At 56.9% G+C, this 18800-nt stretch carries 16 protein-coding genes; 4 read left to right on the plus strand and 12 right to left on the minus strand.

Translation table 11 applies throughout. From position 1 onward, the window contains the following. Positions 1–243: 243 nt before the first annotated feature. The 3 genes from GWA01_RS07275 to GWA01_RS07285 form a co-directional block, all read right to left on the minus strand. A complete protein-coding gene (locus GWA01_RS07275; protein WP_371858439.1) occupies positions 244–726 on the minus strand; it encodes a cupin domain-containing protein in 483 nt (160 codons plus the stop codon). Between the two features lie 41 nt (positions 727–767). Then, the gene (locus GWA01_RS07280; protein ID WP_186819503.1) at positions 768–1313 is read right to left on the minus strand and encodes a VOC family protein; all 546 of its coding nucleotides are present in this window, start codon (positions 1311–1313) and stop codon (positions 768–770) included. Between the two features lie 97 nt (positions 1314–1410). After that, positions 1411–3999: an MMPL family transporter gene (locus tag GWA01_RS07285; RefSeq protein WP_146797602.1), complete on the minus strand. Its 2589-nt coding sequence runs from the start codon at positions 3997–3999 to the stop codon at positions 1411–1413. Between the two features lie 82 nt (positions 4000–4081). Between GWA01_RS07285 and GWA01_RS07290 the strand changes: the two genes are divergently transcribed. Then, on the plus strand, positions 4082–4678 hold the full coding sequence (locus GWA01_RS07290; protein WP_146795691.1) for an IMPACT family protein: 597 nt from the start codon (positions 4082–4084) through the stop codon (positions 4676–4678). 86 nt (positions 4679–4764) lie between these two features. Continuing rightward, entirely contained in the window at positions 4765–6072 is a 1308-nt protein-coding gene (locus GWA01_RS07295) for a solute carrier family 23 protein (RefSeq protein WP_146795694.1), read from the plus strand. A 35-nt stretch (positions 6073–6107) separates the two neighbouring features. On the opposite strand, the gene GWA01_RS07300 is transcribed toward GWA01_RS07295, so the two are convergent. From GWA01_RS07300 to pspA, 9 genes are all read right to left on the minus strand, one after another. Beyond that, the gene (locus GWA01_RS07300; protein WP_146795698.1) at positions 6108–8102 is read right to left on the minus strand and encodes a glycosyltransferase family 4 protein; all 1995 of its coding nucleotides are present in this window, start codon (positions 8100–8102) and stop codon (positions 6108–6110) included. Continuing rightward, the gene (locus GWA01_RS07305) at positions 8083–9702 is read right to left on the minus strand and encodes a Hint domain-containing protein (protein ID WP_186819504.1); all 1620 of its coding nucleotides are present in this window, start codon (positions 9700–9702) and stop codon (positions 8083–8085) included. The genes GWA01_RS07300 and GWA01_RS07305 overlap by 20 nt, the downstream gene beginning before the upstream one ends. Positions 9703–9972: 270 nt before the next feature. Then, the gene (gene radA, locus GWA01_RS07310; RefSeq protein WP_146795706.1) at positions 9973–11379 is read right to left on the minus strand and encodes a DNA repair protein RadA; all 1407 of its coding nucleotides are present in this window, start codon (positions 11377–11379) and stop codon (positions 9973–9975) included. Between the two features lie 91 nt (positions 11380–11470). Next, entirely contained in the window at positions 11471–12259 is a 789-nt protein-coding gene (locus tag GWA01_RS07315) for an ABC transporter ATP-binding protein (protein ID WP_146795710.1), read from the minus strand. After that, the gene (locus tag GWA01_RS07320; RefSeq protein WP_146795712.1) at positions 12256–13041 is read right to left on the minus strand and encodes an MlaE family ABC transporter permease; all 786 of its coding nucleotides are present in this window, start codon (positions 13039–13041) and stop codon (positions 12256–12258) included. Before GWA01_RS07320 ends, GWA01_RS07315 begins: the two co-directional genes overlap by 4 nt. Before the next feature lie 45 nt (positions 13042–13086). Beyond that, positions 13087–14436: a DUF4097 family beta strand repeat-containing protein gene (locus GWA01_RS07325; RefSeq protein WP_146795714.1), complete on the minus strand. Its 1350-nt coding sequence runs from the start codon at positions 14434–14436 to the stop codon at positions 13087–13089. A 1-nt stretch (position 14437) separates the two neighbouring features. Then, entirely contained in the window at positions 14438–15703 is a 1266-nt protein-coding gene (locus GWA01_RS07330; RefSeq protein WP_146795716.1) for a hypothetical protein, read from the minus strand. After that, a complete protein-coding gene (locus GWA01_RS07335; protein ID WP_146795718.1) occupies positions 15700–15927 on the minus strand; it encodes an envelope stress response membrane protein PspB in 228 nt (75 codons plus the stop codon). The genes GWA01_RS07330 and GWA01_RS07335 overlap by 4 nt, the downstream gene beginning before the upstream one ends. Positions 15928–15953: 26 nt before the next feature. Continuing rightward, positions 15954–16637: a phage shock protein PspA gene (gene pspA / locus GWA01_RS07340; protein ID WP_146795720.1), complete on the minus strand. Its 684-nt coding sequence runs from the start codon at positions 16635–16637 to the stop codon at positions 15954–15956. A gap of 113 nt (positions 16638–16750) precedes the next feature. Here pspA and pspF point away from each other — a divergent pair, with 113 nt between their 5' ends. Together pspF and GWA01_RS07350 are read left to right on the plus strand one after the other, a co-directional pair. After that, the gene (gene pspF, locus GWA01_RS07345) at positions 16751–17818 is read left to right on the plus strand and encodes a phage shock protein operon transcriptional activator (protein WP_146795722.1); all 1068 of its coding nucleotides are present in this window, start codon (positions 16751–16753) and stop codon (positions 17816–17818) included. A gap of 282 nt (positions 17819–18100) precedes the next feature. After that, positions 18101–18781: a phosphoadenylyl-sulfate reductase gene (locus GWA01_RS07350; RefSeq protein WP_146795724.1), complete on the plus strand. Its 681-nt coding sequence runs from the start codon at positions 18101–18103 to the stop codon at positions 18779–18781. Positions 18782–18800: the final 19 nt, after the last annotated feature.

The raw sequence follows: 18800 nt of genomic DNA on the forward strand, positions 1-18800 counted from the left end.
TTGTAAGGAGTCGACATGGTTTCACAAGGACAACAATGAGTTGTATTTCGAGATTTTATGTATTGTTGCTCAATAAGCACATTTATTACAAAATATGTAAGTATTATTTTTTGATGTTTCTTCACTTTATTGAGGTAAAGAAATTTAATTCCAATATTTTCTTCGAATTGTAATAAATATTATTATGATGTTTTTGCGTGGAGGGAGTTTATTTTTACATCCCTCCGTAATTAAAAAACGTTCCTATTTGAATCTGCAAGGCTGATCGACTGTAGGTTTTTCGTCGAGCTGTATAACCATTAATGTAACAGGACCATCTCCGACATTACCCGCGAAGTGTCCTATATGTCCGTTTGTATCTTTTTTACTCATCTGGTCTTCACCCAGAGACACGTCTCCTGGTCCCATAATGGCCTTTTGACCATCCATGGCTGTTACATACCACGTTCCCTGAAGGGGAATTATCCACTGCACTTTTGGGTCAGGATGCCAGCTCCCATCCCAGTGCGGGGGCTGAACGGTTGAAATAACCTGTGCTTTGCCTTCCTTGAGTCGGTCCTGCCACTGGGGACCTGCAGGCTTGGACATGGTTTTCAGGATGTAATTGTGGAAGGGGCAGTGGGTCATGTGGCTTACGCCATTATGGTCTGTCCAGTTGTGCCAGTACCACGCCGTCGGCGGAGAAGGTTTTGCGTTGTCAGCGGCCCTGACCTGTAAGGGGGAAATGAAGGTGCCGAGTGCCAGAAAGCATGCCAGTGATAAGCGTGTCACGAATCATTCCTTTGTGGTGGCTGATAGCGTTTGACGGGAGAAACTGCGTCCATGCCAGCCCGGCTGGGGGTTGAGAGCAACTCTATGATCATGCCCCAGGGCGTCCGTCCGTAGCAGAAGAGGTTGCCGGGGCCGGCTTCTACGGAGGGCTGATTGCGAGGTTCTGTTAAAAGGTGCCCGCCAGCATAGGAAAAGCGCTGGCACGCCGCACGGATGTCGTCGACGTAGACGGCGAAGTGCTGGATGCCAAAATCGCTGGGCCTGACTGCGGCCCGTTGTTCGGGCCCATGCATCTCAAACAGTTCGATACATGGGCCATGACCAATGGCCATCATGCACATTTCGCGAATGACTGTGCCCTCAGCGAGGCCCAGAAGCTCCTCGGTTTCCGGCCCTTCCTGAGGTTTTCCAGGAAGGACGTTTCGATAAAGTGGAATGGCCCCGAACGCTTTTTCAAGAAAGCGTATGGCGTCCTCTATATCGGGGACTGTGACGCCAACATGGTCGATGCCGCGAGGCAGACCTGAATAATCTGTGACCAAGGTTGATATCCTCCATTTTGGAGGAGTCAACTATTCCGTAAGGGATTCGGTTGCCGGAACGTCTATGACATTCCGGCGATTTAGACGATGTCTTGAATCAGGCTTCGTCGATTGGACGTTTGGGGAGCAGGGCTGGCACAAAGATTAGCGTGCAAAGCAGGGTGCAGCCCAAAGACATCAGGAGCAGGCGTCCCATGCTGGCGGTTCCGGGGTGAGCGGATGCGGCCAGGGAGCCGAAAGCCGTGCCGGTTGTCAGTGCTGAAAAGAGTACAGCTCTAGCGGTGGGGGATGTGAGCGGGCCTTTGACGCCTGCGCGCCAGTTCATCACGAAATAGATGTTGAACGAGACGCCTACGCCCAGAAGCAGCGGCAGTGCGATGATATTTGCGTAGTTTAGTGTCTCGGGGACTGTGACGATCAGGATGACTGTCAGAAGTGCGGAGAGCAGCAGCGGCGCCATAACCAGAGCTGTGTCCAGCAGGCGCCTGAGTGCGACAAGCAGGATCAGTGCGATCATGATCAGAGCGGAGACAGCCGCGATCGTGAACGCATGTACGATCGTGTGGGCGCTCTCCGTGATTTCGGAAGCGGGACCCGCGATATTCTGGCTTACCGTATGAAGCTGGTTGACGAACGTGTGCAGCACGGAATTTTCAGACATCTGGCCATTGGGGTGAATGGTCAGACGGGCGCGGCCGTCCGGGAGGATATAGTCCTGACGGATATCCTGCGGGATATTGTCTATCGTGACGGTGCTGGGTTGAAGTGCCGTACGCAGCATCTGAAGTTCGTCAGGCAGGAAGCGGGTGAGGGCTTTGTCGGCAGCGATCAGGGTTGCGTCAGGCGCTGTGGAAAGGGTGGTGAGGGCCGCGCGGATGCGCTCAAGCGGAGCAGGAAGCTGTGCCTTTACGGCGTTGAGCTTGGCAGCAGCACTGACTGCAGCGGCGCGAATTGCCGCAGCATCTGGGGTGGGTGCTGGGTGATCCACGACGATGGTCGGCAGCAGAATTGATGCTGTGTCCTGGATCATTGCCATTTTGGCAGCCTGATCCTGGGGAACGAGTGCGCCCAGCCAGAGCACGTCATGCACGCTGGAGAGTTTTGAGAATGCCTCTGCCTGTTCTGCGGCGGCGGTCAGGTTCGGAACCAGAACCTGCGCACTGTAAGGCGTGGTCAGAGGATTTGCTTCGAGCAGGTGCAAGGCACGCATGCCTTCGGAATTCGGGTTTTTTGTATGAAGTGGATCTGCATCAAACTTCAACAGCGGCATCAGCGCGAGCCCGACAACTCCGAGCAGCGCAAAAACCCCAAGAACGCGTTTTCTGCGGTGACGCAGAGCATGGTCCACAGGTGCCATGAACATGAAGCCGGGTTCGCCCTCGCCGATTTGTGCGCGGAATAGGACGAGAAGGGCTGGCAGAAGTGTCAGCGTGCAGATGAAGGCGATCAGCATGCCGAAACCTGCGATCAGCCCAAGCTGGGCGACACCGACAAAGCTGGTGGGTGTAAAGGCCAGAAATCCTGCGGCTGTTGCCAGAGCGGCGACGAAGATCTGGGTTCCACTTTCCCGACCTGTCAGGATCAGGGCTTCGGATAATGTCGGATGACTGCCGTCTTCATGGCGCTGACCACGGAAACGGACGGAGTATTGAATGGCGAAATCGACCGCAATGCCGACGAACAGGATCGCGAAGGCGACGGAAATCAGGTTGAGTTCGCCGACACTTATGGCCGCAAAACCTGTGGTTAGTAACAATCCGCAGATCAGAGTCAGGAGGATGGGGAGGATGACCCTGATCGAGCGCACGGCCAGAATCAGCCAGACCGCAACAAGTGCCAGCGACAGCACCAGCCCCAGAACCATGCCATGCGCGACGGTGGCAAATTCCTCATCGTTGAGTTTGACCTCACCGGTGATGATGCCTGTGGCCTCGCCTGCTTTTACGAAGGAAAGCTTGTTGATGGCGGCACGCATGGCGTCCGTTGCGGCTCCGCCGGGCTGGAACGAATTATAGTCCAGGCGGGGCTGGGTGACGACGAACTGGTAGCGGCTTCCCATATCCGCAACCTTGCCTGCGAGAAGGCTCTGCCAGGACATATCATGCGGGTGGCCGTTGGCGGCATCAGTCAGGGAGGTTGCAAATCCGTCCAGAGCGCCGGTGAAACCGCTGGGGATGCCCTGTCCGACCTTGATGCCCTCGCCAATCAGGCCAAGTGCACCGAACAGTCCGCGAGCAGACGGGTCTGCTGCGAGTGTGCCCAGAAAGGGCTGTGCGGAGACAGTGGAATCCAGCAGGGAATTGAGGTCTTCACGGTCCAGGAACAGGAAGCCATTGCTGTGGTAAAAGGCATTGTCTTCAGGATCTTTCACGCTGCGGAAATGTTCGTGATCCTTGCTGAGGATATCCGTCAATTCGCGGGCAGTGGCACGACCCTGCTCGGGGATCTTGGCATCGATGATTGCAACGAGCTGGTTGTCATCCTGCGGGAAGAGGCGCGCGATTTCGGCGTTGCGCTTTTTCCACGGCAGGTTTGCGGCAAACATCTTGCCGGTATCGGTGGTTACGCTGAGGTGTGTGACGCTCAGGGCAACGCATCCCGCACAGAGCAGTACGAAGATCGCGGCAACAAGGGGGGCGCGGCGCGTGCAGGCGGCATTCAGCCGCGCAATCAGATCCGAAAACATGGGGCCTACCCTTAGCAGAGAGTGGGCTGTTTCCACACCCCTGCGAGGCAGGAACCTGACATCCTTGATCTGATAGGGCAGAATGGCCGTCATGACATGGACACTCGATGGCCCCGCAGAACATGAAAGCGTCATCAAGAACAGTGTTTTCCGTGCTCTGGCGAGGCCTGTAGGGGACGAAGCTGCGGCTCTGGCGTTCCTTGCGGAAGTGGCTGTGCCGGACGCAACGCATAATTGCTGGGCGTTCCGAACGGGGCAGCGATACCGTGCAAGTGATGATGGCGAACCCTCTGGTACGGCGGGCCGCCCCATTCTCTCGGCCATCGAGGGGCAGGATTTTGATAATGTGATGGTGGTCGTCACCCGCTGGTATGGTGGTGTGAAGCTGGGTGCCGGAGGGCTTGTAAGAGCCTATGGCGGGGCTGCTGCTGCCTGCCTGCGGGAAGCAGCGAAGATAGAGCGGATCGAGACGGTTTCTCTACGGTTTCATTGCCCGTTTTCGGAATATGCGATGGTGGAATCGCGTCTGCCTGTCTGGCGTGCGGAAAAGCTGGTCTGTGACTTCGATGCGGAAGGGGCATCAATGGTGCTTGCTGTTCCGGCTGAAGGCGCGGACGATATCACGAGTTACCTGCGCGACCTGACACGCGGGCAGATGTCGATTACCAGAGCGGATTAGATGCAGCAGGCTTGCGCCGCTCGTTGCGTAATGAAATCGTATGGTGGTGGGTATTCCGCTGTATGATGGCAGGAGAAAATATTTAGATGACGGAACGCTGGCTACCTGTCTGGAGACGTTCTGCGCAGGTCGACTTCGTTGCCCCTGACGAGCATCCCGGCTTGTCCCAGACCATCCTTCTCGGCGGGCAGCATGTCCTTGCGATGATGGGGGCCACGGTTCTGGGGCCGATGCTGATGGGCTTCGACCCTAATGTTTCGGTCCTGTGCAGTGGTGTGGGAACGCTTCTCTTTTTTGTTCTGACAGGTGGGCGCGTTCCCAGCTATCTTGGGGCAAGTTTTTCATTCATTTCGCTTGTCATTGGCCTGACGCATTATTCAGGCCATGGCATCAATCGTGATCTCGCCGAGGCGTGTGGTGGCATCATCGTTGCCGGCGCGATTTACGCGTTCATTGGCCTTGTGGTGCAGTTCACTGGCTCAGGCTGGATCGAAAAGCTCATGCCGCCTTCCGTTACGGGGGCTGTTGGGGCTGCGATTGGTTTGAATCTGGCGCCTGCCGCGACGCATGATCTGGGGACGGGTGGACCCGGGACGGCCTGTGGTCTGTTTGGATTGCTCGTTCTTGCCGTGTGCTCGGTTTACGCTCCGCCATTGCTTCGACGTATCTCTGTTCTGATCGCGCTGGCTCTGGGAACGTTGCTCTATGCTGTTCTGGCCAATGGTTTGGGACTGATGCCGGGGATAAACCTTGAGACCATTCGACAGGCTCCCCTGTTCGGGATGCCACATTTTACGGCCCCGCACTTTACGGGTCATGCGGCTGCGCTGATCGCACCCGTAGCGCTGGTTCTGGTTGCGGAAAATTTGGGGCACTTGAAGGCATTGGGTGCGATGACGGGACGTTCATTTGATGGGCTGGCAGGCCGGGCATTCATAGGAGACGGTCTGGCCACGATGTTGTCTGCGGCCGTGGGTGGCACTGCGGTGACGACCTATGTCGAGAATATCGGGGTTATGGCTTTGTCCCGGGTATATTCGACGCTTGTGTTCGTCGTGGCCGCCCTTTTCGCGATTGGATTGGGTTTTTCACCGTTTTTCGGCGCCGTTGTACGCGCCATTCCTGACCCAGTTCTGAGTGGTGTAGCGCTTGGGCTTTTCGCGATGATCGCTGCGACCATGGTTCGTGTCTGGATGGATCATCGTGTTGATTTCACGAAGCCAGCCACATTGTTTCCCGTAGGCGTTGCACTGATTGCCGGAGCGGGGGACCTTACGATCAATATCGGTGGGGTGGCTCTGGGCGGAATCACTACGGCCACCCTCTCGGCTATTATCCTCAATCAGCTTCTGGCCAGAGGGGCGGATCTGAAGGAGCCACCTCTGGCACCATAAATTCAGGTCTGAGCCTGTTATGTTTTTAAGGTTGATTAGTTCAGAGACGGTTCTGCAGGGTCCGTGAATGTTTCCGGTGAAGGAAGGCTGATTTCCACGGGAGGCAGAAGGGTGCGGAATGTTTCCTGTATGAGAGCTGCCGAGAAGCGTTCCCGCAGGATTCTGCGTGCCTCGGTGATCTGTTTGCGTCCGAGGGATGGTTTTTCAAGGAAGAGTGCTGTTTTCCGTGCAAAATCTTCAGCAGTAGATGCAATCGCCATTTCCCAGAGCGGATCTTCGGAATCGACGAGCCCTTCAGCGGCGATCGGCGTCATGACAATTGGAATGCCCACAGACCATGATTCAAGGACCTTTCCTTTAAGCCCCGCACCATATCGTAACGGGGCGATGCAGAGTGTGGTCTGTGCTAGCGCCGGATGCAGATCAGGCACAAAGCCGAGAATTTCGACGTCGTCTGCCGCGAGTTGATGGATGGCGTGGGGCATGGCGCTCCCGATGAGGCGACACCGGATATCGGGGCAGAGTTTGCGAAGTCTGGGCAGGATATCCAGCACCAGCCATTTTGCAGCATCCAGATTGGGCGCATGAGCGAAATGCCCGACAAAGGTGATTGTGGGTCGGTCGATAGTCGTTTTACGGCGTGACAGCACCGGGACGGCCCATGGGATAATTGCGGCGCGGGCTGTGGGAATGGTTCGGGAAATCCACTCGGCTTCGACTGAGGAATGGGTGATTGTCACATCTGCAAGCCATGCGCACATGCTCTCGCGCACTTCCAGATTTGTGGCCATGCGATCAAGTTCAGGGCGATGTTCGATGGTTGCCTGTCGATGCAGCCGCATGGAGGCGAGGTCTGCGATGCTCCAGATCAGCGTGGCTGTTGGTGCAAATGCGCGCGCGAGCGCCGAATAGCATTCGGCATTGTTCAGGCGGTGCAGATATATGGCTTCAAGCCCATCGCCCAGATGCCGCAATGCGTCTTCCGGGCCAGAGCAGAAAGGCTCGGTCAGACATTCGATTTCGAGTGTGGCGAGCTTCCTGCGATCGTCTTCAGATGACGGGCGACGGGATGCAACGAAGAAGACACGATACCCGAGCGCCTGGATGGCAGACATGTGTGATACAATCGCGACGGAACCTGCGTCTCGCGTTATGTCCGGGGCCTGATCGTCCACGAACAGGATTGTGGGAGGAATTGGAGCGGTAGGGATCTGCTGTCGACGCGCCTGTGCCTTGCGTGCCCGTGCGTCACAGTCTGTTAGGAGTGCACCTGTCCGGTCTTTCAGGGATTTAGCCTCGTGCATCAGGAACGACAGGGCTTTTTCACGCTCAGGGAGTGTGTCGATCCCTTGCAGGAGCGTGGAAAGATAATTCCTCATCGCTGTATCGAGAGTTCCTGCGCGGGCAAGCGTCACAGGGTTCCCGAACGGGGTGTCTCCGTGTGTCAGGTAGATATCGTGTCCTTGGAGGGGGTCCAAGGGAGCAGGAAAAATATGGTCGAAGCCGTGTCGGCCAGTTCCGAATCCGGCTTCCCGCAGATCCCGCCTGAACTGGTTCGCAGGAAATCGCGACACTGGCTTTCCATCCAGCCATAGCGTCAGCCAGACGGTGCGATCCGGGTTGGCTGCATCCTGTACCCAACCTGCGACGTGCCTACGATCTGCAATATCCAGGCTTCCCCGAAGGGTGGCGGGCAGAGGCGCAAGTCTGAATGGTGAGCCCGAGAGGGGGCGATCTAGCAGGACGTCCACAATCTCAATCAGGCACCCTTCATGGGGCGGGGCTTCAGGCCATGTCCATTCAAACGCGCAATGGCCTTCTCGCGGCAGTCCTTCGAGATCTGTGCGTGGAAGGTCTGCGTCTGTTTCATCGACGGGGCGTCCGTCGCACAGAATACGGAGGCGCACTGGGAGGTCTGGGGCGGACAGATCGACCGCCCAGCCTGCAATCCGTGTGCGGTCACAGACATCCAGAAACCCTGTCAGGGGGCAAGGTGGTGTGCCAGAGGACTCAGGCTGCCTGGATGTCATTGGCTGAGAGAGCTGTCAGGCGACGGTGAATGGTTTCGAGAAGTGGCCCCTCTTCTACGCGCGGTGCGCAATATATGGCTTTGCGGCGTGCCGCATCGGGATAGCGGGTATCGTAGTCACCTGCGTTGTGGAACATGCCGCGCGAACCATCATCAACGAAGCTTTCAGAAGGTGCGCGCTCGGCAAGGAGGATGTCGTGGGTGTCCAGTTCGATGTGGATATAGTTGATCTGGCCGGGGTGTTGGACCTGTATGATGCTCCGCCCGTTCACGAGATGAAGCGCAGGAATCAAAAGGCCATCAATGAACATGGCATGAAGTGGCGAAATCATGAGGTTCCGTGCGGGAAGGTTATTTCCAAGTGCGCCCTTATGAATGAGGATCGGCAGGATATCGCGGTTTCCATGCGCAAAAACCGGATCGTATGAGCGGCGTCCGATCCAGCGTATCGGACGCACATGGCCGTTTGCAGTGAGGATCATGTCTCCGATGTGGAGCGTTTCGACAGGGCATTCCCCGTCGGGTGTCATGATGAGGGTGCCTGGGCAATAACAGGGCGTTCCGAACGAAACCTGCGCGCCGCTGCCAGAGGGGGCTGTGCGGAAATAGAGCGGGGAGGAGAACGCGCTCGTAACTGGAATTTCTTTCAGGATTGTCGTGCCCGACATGATCTCGAGCGTTGTGGGCGCAACGCTGCGTGTAAGAGAATTTTGAACGAAGATGCCGCTTAGTGTGGAAGGAGGCGCGGTAATATCAGTGAAAGTAATGGCGCCACCGCTTTGTATAGAGAGCGGATCTTCAATAATGGCTCCTGAATCGAGGATCAGATAACCGCCATTGCTAATGGTGGTTTCAAACAGTTCTGATCCTGTGCTGCCAGAGAGGATTCCGCCTGAGAAAACGACGGTGTGGCTGGCGACACCTGTGGTGCCGATGGTGAGGATTCCGCCGGTGCTGACAGTTGCGCTTTCGGAGTAACCGTCGACCTTTTGTACCGCGCTCCAGGTGGAAGTAACGGACTCATAATGGAATGGTGGGAAATTGTCGTAAATCTGCTGCCAGGCGCTCGATAATCCCGAGAGCGTAGTCCTGATGGCTGTGCCTCCCTGGGCAACATATGAGGAGCCTACGTAATCGACGGTGGTGTCATATGTCGTTCCGCCACTACTTACTGTTTGTAATGAGGAGTTCGTATAATAGACAATTAGACTGCCAAAAACTCTCTCTGAAAGAACGCCCTGTACGGCAGTGGAGTAGGCTGTTCCACCATTGGTAACAATTTGGGATGGAGCATCGTCTGGCCCACCAGCGCCTCCGTAATATTGCGCTACTATTGTGGTGTTTTTGACCGTGCCTCCGCTTACAAGCTGTATTCCGCCGTTCCAGATTTGTACGCCGTTGACAGTTCCGCCTGAGAGGACGGTTTCCTGAGCAAAAACGGTGATGTTTTGCCCATAAGGATTGTAAGTCGTGCCACCAGTAATCGTTCCCTGAAGGACGCTTCCTCCAGACGAAACGATCTGGTTGGTACCTGACAGAGATATATTACTTACGACCTGTCCGGAGCTGACAATCGTCGTATTTGCAGGTGATGCCGTCACGACGGCGCCTCCTGCGTAGACGGTCAGGTTTTCTGTGGAAGGACTGGGTGTTGCAGATGAAGATACTTGAGTAGCCATAATGATTCGGCCTTACGCAATGTGTCCTCAGATAGCTCAAATGTACTCTGTTTCAGGGTATCTGATGGATGAATAACGACAAGAATTCTTTTCGTTGTGACGGAAGGTGACAGAATAAACTTAAAATAAGTAGTCAAAAAAAATAATTGACGATTTATTGACGATCTCAGTTTCTATTAAATAAACTGTCGCCTAATCTTCAGTGCTCTCGCCTGCGAACATTCCAACCAGATCTGTAAGATGGCCAATTTCTACTAATTTGAGGCCAGCGGGCGGCTTGACGCGCGCGGACCCTGCCGAGACGCGTCGGGGAAGTACGGCTTCCCCAAAGCCGAGCTTTGCGACTTCCTTCAGGCGCTGGTCTGCCTGGCTGACCAGCCGGATCTCTCCTGAAAGGCCGACCTCACCGAAATAGGCTGCGGTGGATGATGTCGGTTTTCCTGTGGCTGCCGAGACCAGTGCTGCGGCGATTGCAAGATCTGCGGCTGGCTCACCAATGCGCAGGCCACCGGCGACGTTTAGATGAACGTCCATATTGGCCAGTTTCAGCCCGCAACGCGCATCCAGAACGGCGAGCAGCATGTTGAGGCGGGATGTTTCCCATCCCACGACTGCGCGTCGGGGGGCGCCGTCTCCGGCTTTGGGGGAGAGAAGGGCCTGCACTTCAAGCAGGACAGGGCGCGTTCCTTCAAGGCCAGCAAAAACGGCAGATCCGGCAATGTTGCCCCGGCGCTCTGCGAGGAACAGTGCGGAAGGATTTGGAACTTCGGTGAGACCTGCGTCGGTCATGGCAAACACGCCGATTTCGTCTGTAGCGCCAAAGCGGTTCTTGGCGGCGCGAAGAATGCGGAACTGATGGCCCCGATCACCTTCGAAATACATGACGGCATCGACCATATGTTCCAGAACGCGCGGGCCTGCCAGTGAGCCTTCTTTGGTGACATGCCCGATCAGGATCAGGGCAAATCCAAGAGTTTTTGCAAGGCGGATCAGTTCGAAGGCGCTGGCGCGGACCTGCGCAACCGAGCCGGGAGAGCTTTCTACGCTTTCCAGCCACATTGTCTGGATGGAGTCGATGACGACGACTGTGTGGGCACGGGATTCTTCCAGCGATCCAACGATATCGCTGACATTGATGGAGGCTGCGAGGTCCAGCGAGTCCAGCGTCTTTTTTTCGTCCGCCAGTCCCAGGCGCTGGGCGCGCAGGCGGATCTGGTCCACGGATTCTTCACCCGATACATAAAGAATGCGATGGCCACTGCGCGCCAGTGCGCAGGTCGTCTGGAGCATGAGTGTCGATTTGCCGATACCGGGATCGCCCCCCACAAGCACAACGGATGCAGGGACCAAGCCGCCCCCAAGAACACGGTCCAGTTCGTCGATCGATGTATTGATACGCGGCGGTGGTTTTGCCTCACCATCCAGTCGGACGGTCTGGAGGCGTCCTGAACGTATTTTCCCGGATTTGAGCGCGGTGGGCTCTACACTTTCCTCGACCAGAGAATTCCACTCTCCACAGGCTTCGCAACGTCCCGCCCATTTAGGGTAGTGGGCGCCGCAGGACTGACAAACGAAGCGCGTGGTCGGCTTTTTGGCCAAGGTATGTTCTCTCTGTCTGTATCCGGAGCCTTCCCGATATAGGGTGTGTTCCCGTTATGATCCAGTCAGCGCCGCAGTAAGGCCAGGTGAATTATTTGCGGAGTTCCATTCCGATTGGCCCCTCACGGCGACCATGAGTGAACTGGTCCACCATGGCATTTCCGGAGTTCATCAGTTCCGAAGCCAGCCCTTGCCAGACCAACTGGCCATGATAGAGCATGGCCGCGCGGTTTCCGATCCGCTGGGCGGAGGCCATGTCATGAGTGATGGCGATGGCTGTGGAGCCAAGCTTCTGCACACAATCTACAATCAGGCCATCAATGACGGCGCCCATGATTGGATCGAGGCCTGTTGTGGGTTCGTCGAAGAACAGAATGTTCGGTTGGCCAGCAATGGCCCGTGCAAGCCCCACGCGCTTTTGCATTCCGCCTGAGAGCTCGGAAGGGCTGAGCAGTCCCACAGAGGCATCAAGCCCGACCTGCTGGAGGATATTGCCAGCAAGTTCGCGTGCCTTGGCCATCGAGGGCTTTGGGCCTGCTGTGGGCAGGTGCTTGGCACGTAGACCAAACGCAATGTTGTCGGCCACGCTCATGCTGTCGAACAGGGCTGCATTCTGGAAGAGCATGCCAATCTGGCGGCGCAGTTCTTCCTGTCTTGTGCGGGATGCAGTGAGAACGTTTTCCCCATCAATTTCGATGGTACCGGCATCGGGTTGGATCAGGCCGAGGATACAGCGCAGCAGGACGGATTTTCCCGACCCTGAGCCGCCGATAATGACCATCGAGGTCCCGGTTTCAACATCCAGGTCAATGCCATCCAGCACGACCTTGGAACCGAAAGCCTTGGAAAGGCCGCGAATGCGGATCTTGGGGGTGCTCATTGCGAGAAAAACAGGTCCGTCAGAAGATAATCGAATGTCAGCAGCAAGATGGATGCTGCGACGACTGCGGCTGTTGTTGCCGCGCCTACGCCTTCTGCGCCGCCGCGGCTGTTGTAGCCATGATAGCAGCCAAGCAGAGCTATCAGGAAACCGAACACCGCCGCCTTCACCAGCCCGACCGTGACATCGATCGTCTTCAGAGAGCTCAGTGTTGCGTTGATATAGCCAGACGGAGAAAACCCGAGCTTGGCGACGGACACCGTGAAGCCGCCAAAGACGCCCAGAATATCGGCCACCAGCACCAGAAACGGAAGTGCGAGAGCTCCTGCCAGAAGGCGTGGCGTCACGAGATATTTCATGGGGTTGGTGGAGAGGGTTGTCAGGGCGTCGATCTGATCGGTGACGCGCATTGTGCCAATCTGGGCAGACATTGCAGCGCCAACGCGTCCGGCGACCATGAGTCCAGCCAGAACGGGCCCCAGTTCACGGGTGACGGAAAGGACCACGATGCCTGCGATGGCACTCTGAACATGGTACTGCCCGAAGCCCACATAGGATTGCAGGGCAATGACGCCGCCCGCGAAGAGGGCTGTCAGGGCTACGACTGGCAGTGAGAAAAAACCGATCTCGACAAGGCTGCTCAGGAATACGCGCCAGTAGAAGGGGGGGCGCACCAGATGCGACAGGGCTTCCAGCGCAAAAAGCGCGAGTGCACCTGCCTCTTTGACGAGACCAAGAAAAGCGCGGCCGAGGGCTGCGATAGGATCAAGAACGGCATTCACCCTTCTGCCCCTACCCTGCCTGCCCCGTGCCGTCAAAGGGAAGGCTCAGGCCTGACGCTCTGCGGAGCGCTCCAGATCACGGAACTGGCGCTCCAGCATGAAATCTGAAGATGTCACGAATTGTTCCATACGCGCCAGTCTGGGCTCCATGCGTGCCAGACGATCCTGAAGGTGGCTGAGTGGATGGCCGGGAGGTGCAGAAAATTCTTCAGCCGTTGTTGCGCGGCGGTTGCGATGGATGTTTCGCTGTTCACGGGCTGTGTGCGTAACTTCTGCCCACAAATCTACGGCGCGGCGTGTGTAGTAAATGTGTGGTGGAGTGTGGGCTTCTGACGCATTGCTACGTTGTTCAGCCATTCTGTGCTCCCAGTTCTGTACGAACGACGCATATCCTGCGGAAGCATCGTCCCAGACCCTTTGCGGAATGGCCGAGATCGGCTCCCCGGTTTTGCGGCGGTGTCGACGCACAATGCTTATCACTCCCCAAATGATCAGGCCCACAAAGATATAATGCACGGGGCCATGATGTTCAGTGTGTGATGTGTGTGTCGTCGGTGCCTCATCGGAGTCGTCGTTGTCCCATATTGGGCCGAGGCCGACTGCGGAGGTCATGGCTCCGATTGTGTCGGACGTGATTCGTGCACCGTCTGGATGGTGGCTGGTGGTGACATGTGCACCATTCGTGTTCGACGCGGTAATGTCTCCGCTGCCGAAAGAAGACTTGGTCAGCGTGCCGGTGACAGTGTCGATATGCAGGTCGCCACTGCTGAAACTGGCAAGTGCTGCGTCGCGCGCACTGATCTGGGCGTTGATGTCGCCGCTACCGTAAGACCGGGCATTGAGGGAGGCGATTTTCCCTCCGTCCAGCGCGATATCGCCAGAGGCCATGTTGTTGATGTCGGCGCTTGAAACGTCGCTGTTGCGGATGGTCAGGTCACCGCTGGAAAAATTATGGATGGCCATGGTGCCGGTGGCATGGTCGATGCGAACATCTCCGCCGCCGAGCATCGAGAGGTTCAGCCCTGTAACGCTATCGACGATAACATCTCCCGACCCTGTTCGGGCGGAGAGCGCGCCATTCACATCTTGAATGGAATAGCTCGTTTTACCGCCCTGTTGGATCGTGATCGCCGTTCCGGTTGGAACATGCAATGTCGCCGTGTTGTGGTCTGTGCTGCAATCGGCGTCATTGGCCGAAAAAACACTGTCCCCGTTTTCTCCGCTCTGGAGATGAATACCGTCTGGAAACTGGTTTTCGCCGTTTTCGCCCGTAATGGTGAGGTGGGAAAGGCAGGTTTTCCTGATGACAAGTGTGCTCGCAGTTGCCTGCGCACTCAGAGCCAGCATGCTTCCAATACCGAAAAGCGCGAGTGACAGGCTGCTGCGGGATGTCATGTCATCCTCCCTGTTTTTCAGGAGTGACAGGCTGAACCGGAGCGGGTTGTGCCGTACTCTTTGGAGTTGATTGGGTTACGGGCGCCGCCGGGCTGGTGGGTGCAGAAGTAGCGGTAGGTGCTGCAGCGGACTGTGTCTCGGCTGGTGAGGGCGAAGCGGTGTTTTCAGGCGCATTTTGTGGTGCGCTCTGCACGGGGGGCATGCTGGATATTGTGGTGCCGGGCAATGGCCTGGAGAGCGACGGTGCGGTCGGCTGCGTGCTCGGAGGGAGCGTCGGTGCTGGGATGGATACCGGAGGGTTGGGTGGCGTCTGTGCCGGTGCCGGGGGAGGTGCTGGCGCAGGATCGGGAATGCTGGGCTGCGGTTGCTGCGGGATCGTTGGTGTAGGCGCCGTGATGGTCGGGGGTGATGGTGCGGTCGGGGCAGGAGCCGGGGTTTGCGCTGGTGGCTGGACCGGTGGTGCGGCGACTGGGACTGCAGCGGGTGGCTGTGCTGTTGGACGCAGGATCTCGCCGTTTGGTGCGCCGACGCGAAGGGAGCCTGAGCCAGACCGGACGAGTGGTCCCGTGACCTTTTCGATGTTGACCACGCCCGACCCATTTGCCGTGACGGTTGCGACGGTTGCGTTTCCCATGATTGTGGCGGTGGCCTGATCAGCTGTCACGATCGTAAGGGCTTCGATGCTTCCGCCGTTGATCATCAGGGACGCATTGTTCGTCAGTTGTGCCGATAGAGCGGAAAGCTGTGCGTTATCGGCTGTGAATGTGGATGTGCCTGACGACACGATCTGTGCCGCGCGCTCCAGATAGCTGACATGAACGCTGGATGTTCCGTGCAGGCTCAGATCGAGAGACTGCACCCGTTCCATGTCCATCGTGTCAGAATCGAGACTGGCATCGAGGGATGCAAGGCTGCCGATGATGGTGAAATGCGTATCGTGGCTGTCATGGATGGACAGGCCTGTATTGGGCGAAATGCGGATGGCCAGCTTGCCGCCGGGTGCGCAGTTTCGCGTGGCGATCGTAATTTTGCTTTCGGCTTCGTCCTTGCCGTCACGCATCATCACCTGGGTGTTGCTGCTGCTGTCGAGAGACGCACCGTCCTTCAGGGAGGGGTCAACTGTAATTTTTACCTGACCCATGCAGGGTGTCGTCAGGTCCAGATCCTCTCCGGACATGGTGACATGCGCCGCATAGGCGGAATGCAGCGGTGCTGCACTGGCCAGACCGGCCAGAAACAGGTGACGCAGGACGATGCGAAACTTCATCGTGAACTCCTAGCTCTCCACCCCGGTGCATCCTCATCGAGAATACGTTCGAGGTGGTCGATCCTTTCTTCCAGACGGGCGGCCTGCGCCTCAGCCTGTGATAATGCCAGATGCAGGGTCGGGTCAGCGGTCGTCCGCGTTCGTCGTCCCTGCAGTAATGCATGGACGATATAGATGATCGTTCCGAAGAAACAGGGGACGGCGACAAGGCCAACAATATCCACGTCAGAACCCTCCGTTTTTGACGGGATCAGGCATCATGCTTTTTCTCGGCAACGCGGCGCTTGAGGGCTTCGAATTCGTCTTCAACGGCGGCATCGGTTTCCAGAGCGGCAAGTTCATCGTGGAGGGAGGGCCGACCGGAGCGGCGACCGAGATCATATGCTTCCGCCTTGCCTTCCAGTTCGTCCAGTGCGCGTTCAACCTGCTCGAAGCGGTTGAGCGTATCGTCGATACGGGTGTCATACAGTTTTTCGCGGGTCTTGAGGCGTCCCTGTGCGGTGCGTGCCCGCATGGTCAGTGCTTTCTCACGCGATTTTGCATCTGCCAGCTTGGCCTGAAGCTTCGCGATGTCGTCGTTCTGGTTTTCCAGACCTTCGATGACCTGCGCGATCTGCTGTTCAAGGGCCTCACGGGATTTTTCGACCGAGTGGCGCGCCGCGAGAGCGGCCTTGGCAAGGTCGTCGCGGTTGCGCGTGATGGCGAGCTCTGCCTTGCGCTGCCATTCGTCTTCCTCATGCATCATGGTGCGCACACGGCGTTCGAGCTGTTTGCGTTCGGCGATTGTACGGACCGCCTGACTGCGGACCTCTACCAGCGTGTCTTCCATTTCCTGGATGACAAGTCGGATCATCTTCTGCGGGTCCTCCGCATTGGCGAGGATCGCATTGAGGTTCGAGTTCACGATATCGGCGAGGCGAGAAAAAATACCCATGACGCTTTCCTTCCTGAAGGAGAGATTTAGGACAGTTTGGACCGGCTTGTCAGGACCTTCATTCTGAGGCTGTACTGTTTTGCACAAGACGATCTGGCGAAAGAGGCTGAGAAATGGCGAGATCCACCGATCCCGATGAGGTTCCAACGCCGCTCGGGCGTTCTCCTGCCTTTCTCTCGATGCTGGATCACGTATCCCGTCTGGCGCCGCTGCGCCGTCCGGTTCTGGTGATTGGGGAGCGCGGGACCGGCAAGGAACTTGTCGCCGCCCGTCTGGCTCTTTTGTCCGAACGGTGGGATCGACCGCTCGTTAAACTTAACTGCGCGGCCCTGCCCGAAGCCCTGCTTGATAGCGAGTTGTTCGGCCATGAGGCTGGTGCCTTCACGGGGGCCCAGAAGCGCCGGCAATCCCGATTCGAACGCGCTGATGGCGGCACGCTGTTTTTGGACGAAATCGCCACAGCGTCTCTGGCTGTTCAGGAAAAGCTCCTGCGCGTTATTGAATATGGCAGCTTCGAACGTGTGGGTGGGAACGAGACCATTCGCGTGGATGTCCGCATTATCGGTGCAACCAATGCAGATCTTCCTGCGATGGCCCGGCAAGGCACCTTCCGTGCGGATTTGCTGGATCGTCTGGCGTTTGATGTCGTCAATATTCCGCCGTTGCGTGCGCGGAAGGAGGACATAGCCCTGCTCGCTGGACATTTCGCCACAAGGATGAGCTCGGAGTTGGGGCGTGATCTCTTTGCGGGTTTTACCAATCGGGGGATGAGTGTGCTCGAAGGGCATGGCTGGCCAGGGAACGTGCGTGAGCTCCGCAATGTCGTGGAGCGCAGCGTATATCGTATGGAGCGGCCGGAAAGGGCGCTGGACGAGATTGTACTGGATCCTTTTGTCGTGCCGGACTGGCAATCCAAGCAGGGAGAAAGTCTTTCTGTGGAGCGCTCTCAAGATATTGTTTCTGGGGCTTCGGGCGAGGCTCATGGCTTTCCGCTGGATTTTGCGGAAGTCATCAAGGGGCATGAGCGGCATTTGCTGGAGGCGGCCCTGCGGGATGCGCAGTTCAGCCAGCGCCGGGCAGCAGAGCTTCTGGGGCTCACGTATTACCAGTTTCGCCACCATCTGCGGCTGCATGGTCTGGCGGACAAAGAGTCCCGAAAGGCGCTCGACCGAAAAGAGTAGGGCATTGCTCATGGAAAATGGTGATGCAGGAATCGTGCCAAAATTTTGAACGCGGTGTTCGGGCCTGCTGAGGGCGTTTCTGGAGTGTTCGACCCTGTGTGATGTGGCGATATTTTCTGTTTAGTGGTGCGATGAGCCATTAAACAAAAAAATCCTGCCATTAAATAATATAAACGAAAAAATATAGTAATTTACAATAATACTATTGAATTTTGTGTTTTATAATCCTATGTATCCTTTCGTCGTCGTGGTTTGAATGCCATTTCAGAGGATGGGAACAGCGTGTCGCTCTCGCAGACCGAATTTCAGAGCCTGGAACAGCTCCCGGAAGAAGAGCTGCTTGGACAAGCATTGCGGACGCTCAAGGGGCGTGTGGCCATTGTTTCGTCGTTTGGGGCAGAGTCTGCTGTGCTGCTGGCGCTTGCGGCAAAGGCTGACCCGTCTGTTCCAGTCTTCTTTTTGGATACAAAGCGCCATTTTCCGGAGACGCTGGTCTATCGCGATGTGCTGTCAGCCCGGCTGGGTCTGACTAATGTGCGCACGATTGGCCCGCGAGAGAAATCACTGGAAGATCGTGATCCTCAGGATCAGCTTGCGGCCTTTGATCCGGATGCATGTTGCGCGCTGCGCAAGGTGGAGCCGCTGGATCTCGTATTGCCCGATTTTGATGTGTGGATTACGGGGCGCAAGCGAAATCAGGCACAGACACGGTCGCGCCTCCAACTTGTGGAGCGCGAAGACAACGGACAGGTAAAGCTCAATCCGCTGGCAAACTGGACACCAGAACGGATCGGGGATGCCATGAGTGAATGGGGGCTGCCCCCTCATCCCCTCGTTGCACAGGGTTACACTTCAATAGGTTGCGCGCCCTGCACGCGTGCCATCAGGAGTGGTGAGGACGGGCGGGCTGGTCGATGGGCCGGACTCGCCAAAACGGAATGCGGCATCCACCGGCCGGCATGAAACGGGAACGGACAATGAC

Origin of the sequence: Gluconobacter wancherniae NBRC 103581, assembly GCF_007988885.1 — a bacterium.
In the GTDB taxonomy this organism is placed as follows: Bacteria; Pseudomonadota; Alphaproteobacteria; order Acetobacterales; family Acetobacteraceae; genus Gluconobacter; species Gluconobacter wancherniae.

Bases quoted from the DNA above. Each gene is read 5' to 3' on its own strand.
- GWA01_RS07325 (WP_146795714.1), bottom strand. From the start codon at position 14,436: ATGACATCCCGCAGCAGCCTGTCACTCGCGCTTTTCGGTATTGGAAGC.
- GWA01_RS07330 (WP_146795716.1), bottom strand. From the start codon at position 15,703: ATGAAGTTTCGCATCGTCCTGCGTCACCTGTTTCTGGCCGGTCTGGCC.
- pspF (WP_146795722.1), top strand. From the start codon at position 16,751: ATGGCGAGATCCACCGATCCCGATGAGGTTCCAACGCCGCTCGGGCGT.
- GWA01_RS07290 (WP_146795691.1), top strand. From the start codon at position 4,082: ATGGCCGTCATGACATGGACACTCGATGGCCCCGCAGAACATGAAAGC.
- GWA01_RS07315 (WP_146795710.1), bottom strand. From the start codon at position 12,259: ATGAGCACCCCCAAGATCCGCATTCGCGGCCTTTCCAAGGCTTTCGGT.
- pspA (WP_146795720.1), bottom strand. From the start codon at position 16,637: ATGGGTATTTTTTCTCGCCTCGCCGATATCGTGAACTCGAACCTCAAT.
- GWA01_RS07300 (WP_146795698.1), bottom strand. From the start codon at position 8,102: ATGACATCCAGGCAGCCTGAGTCCTCTGGCACACCACCTTGCCCCCTG.
- GWA01_RS07285 (WP_146797602.1), bottom strand. From the start codon at position 3,999: ATGTTTTCGGATCTGATTGCGCGGCTGAATGCCGCCTGCACGCGCCGC.
- GWA01_RS07295 (WP_146795694.1), top strand. From the start codon at position 4,765: ATGACGGAACGCTGGCTACCTGTCTGGAGACGTTCTGCGCAGGTCGAC.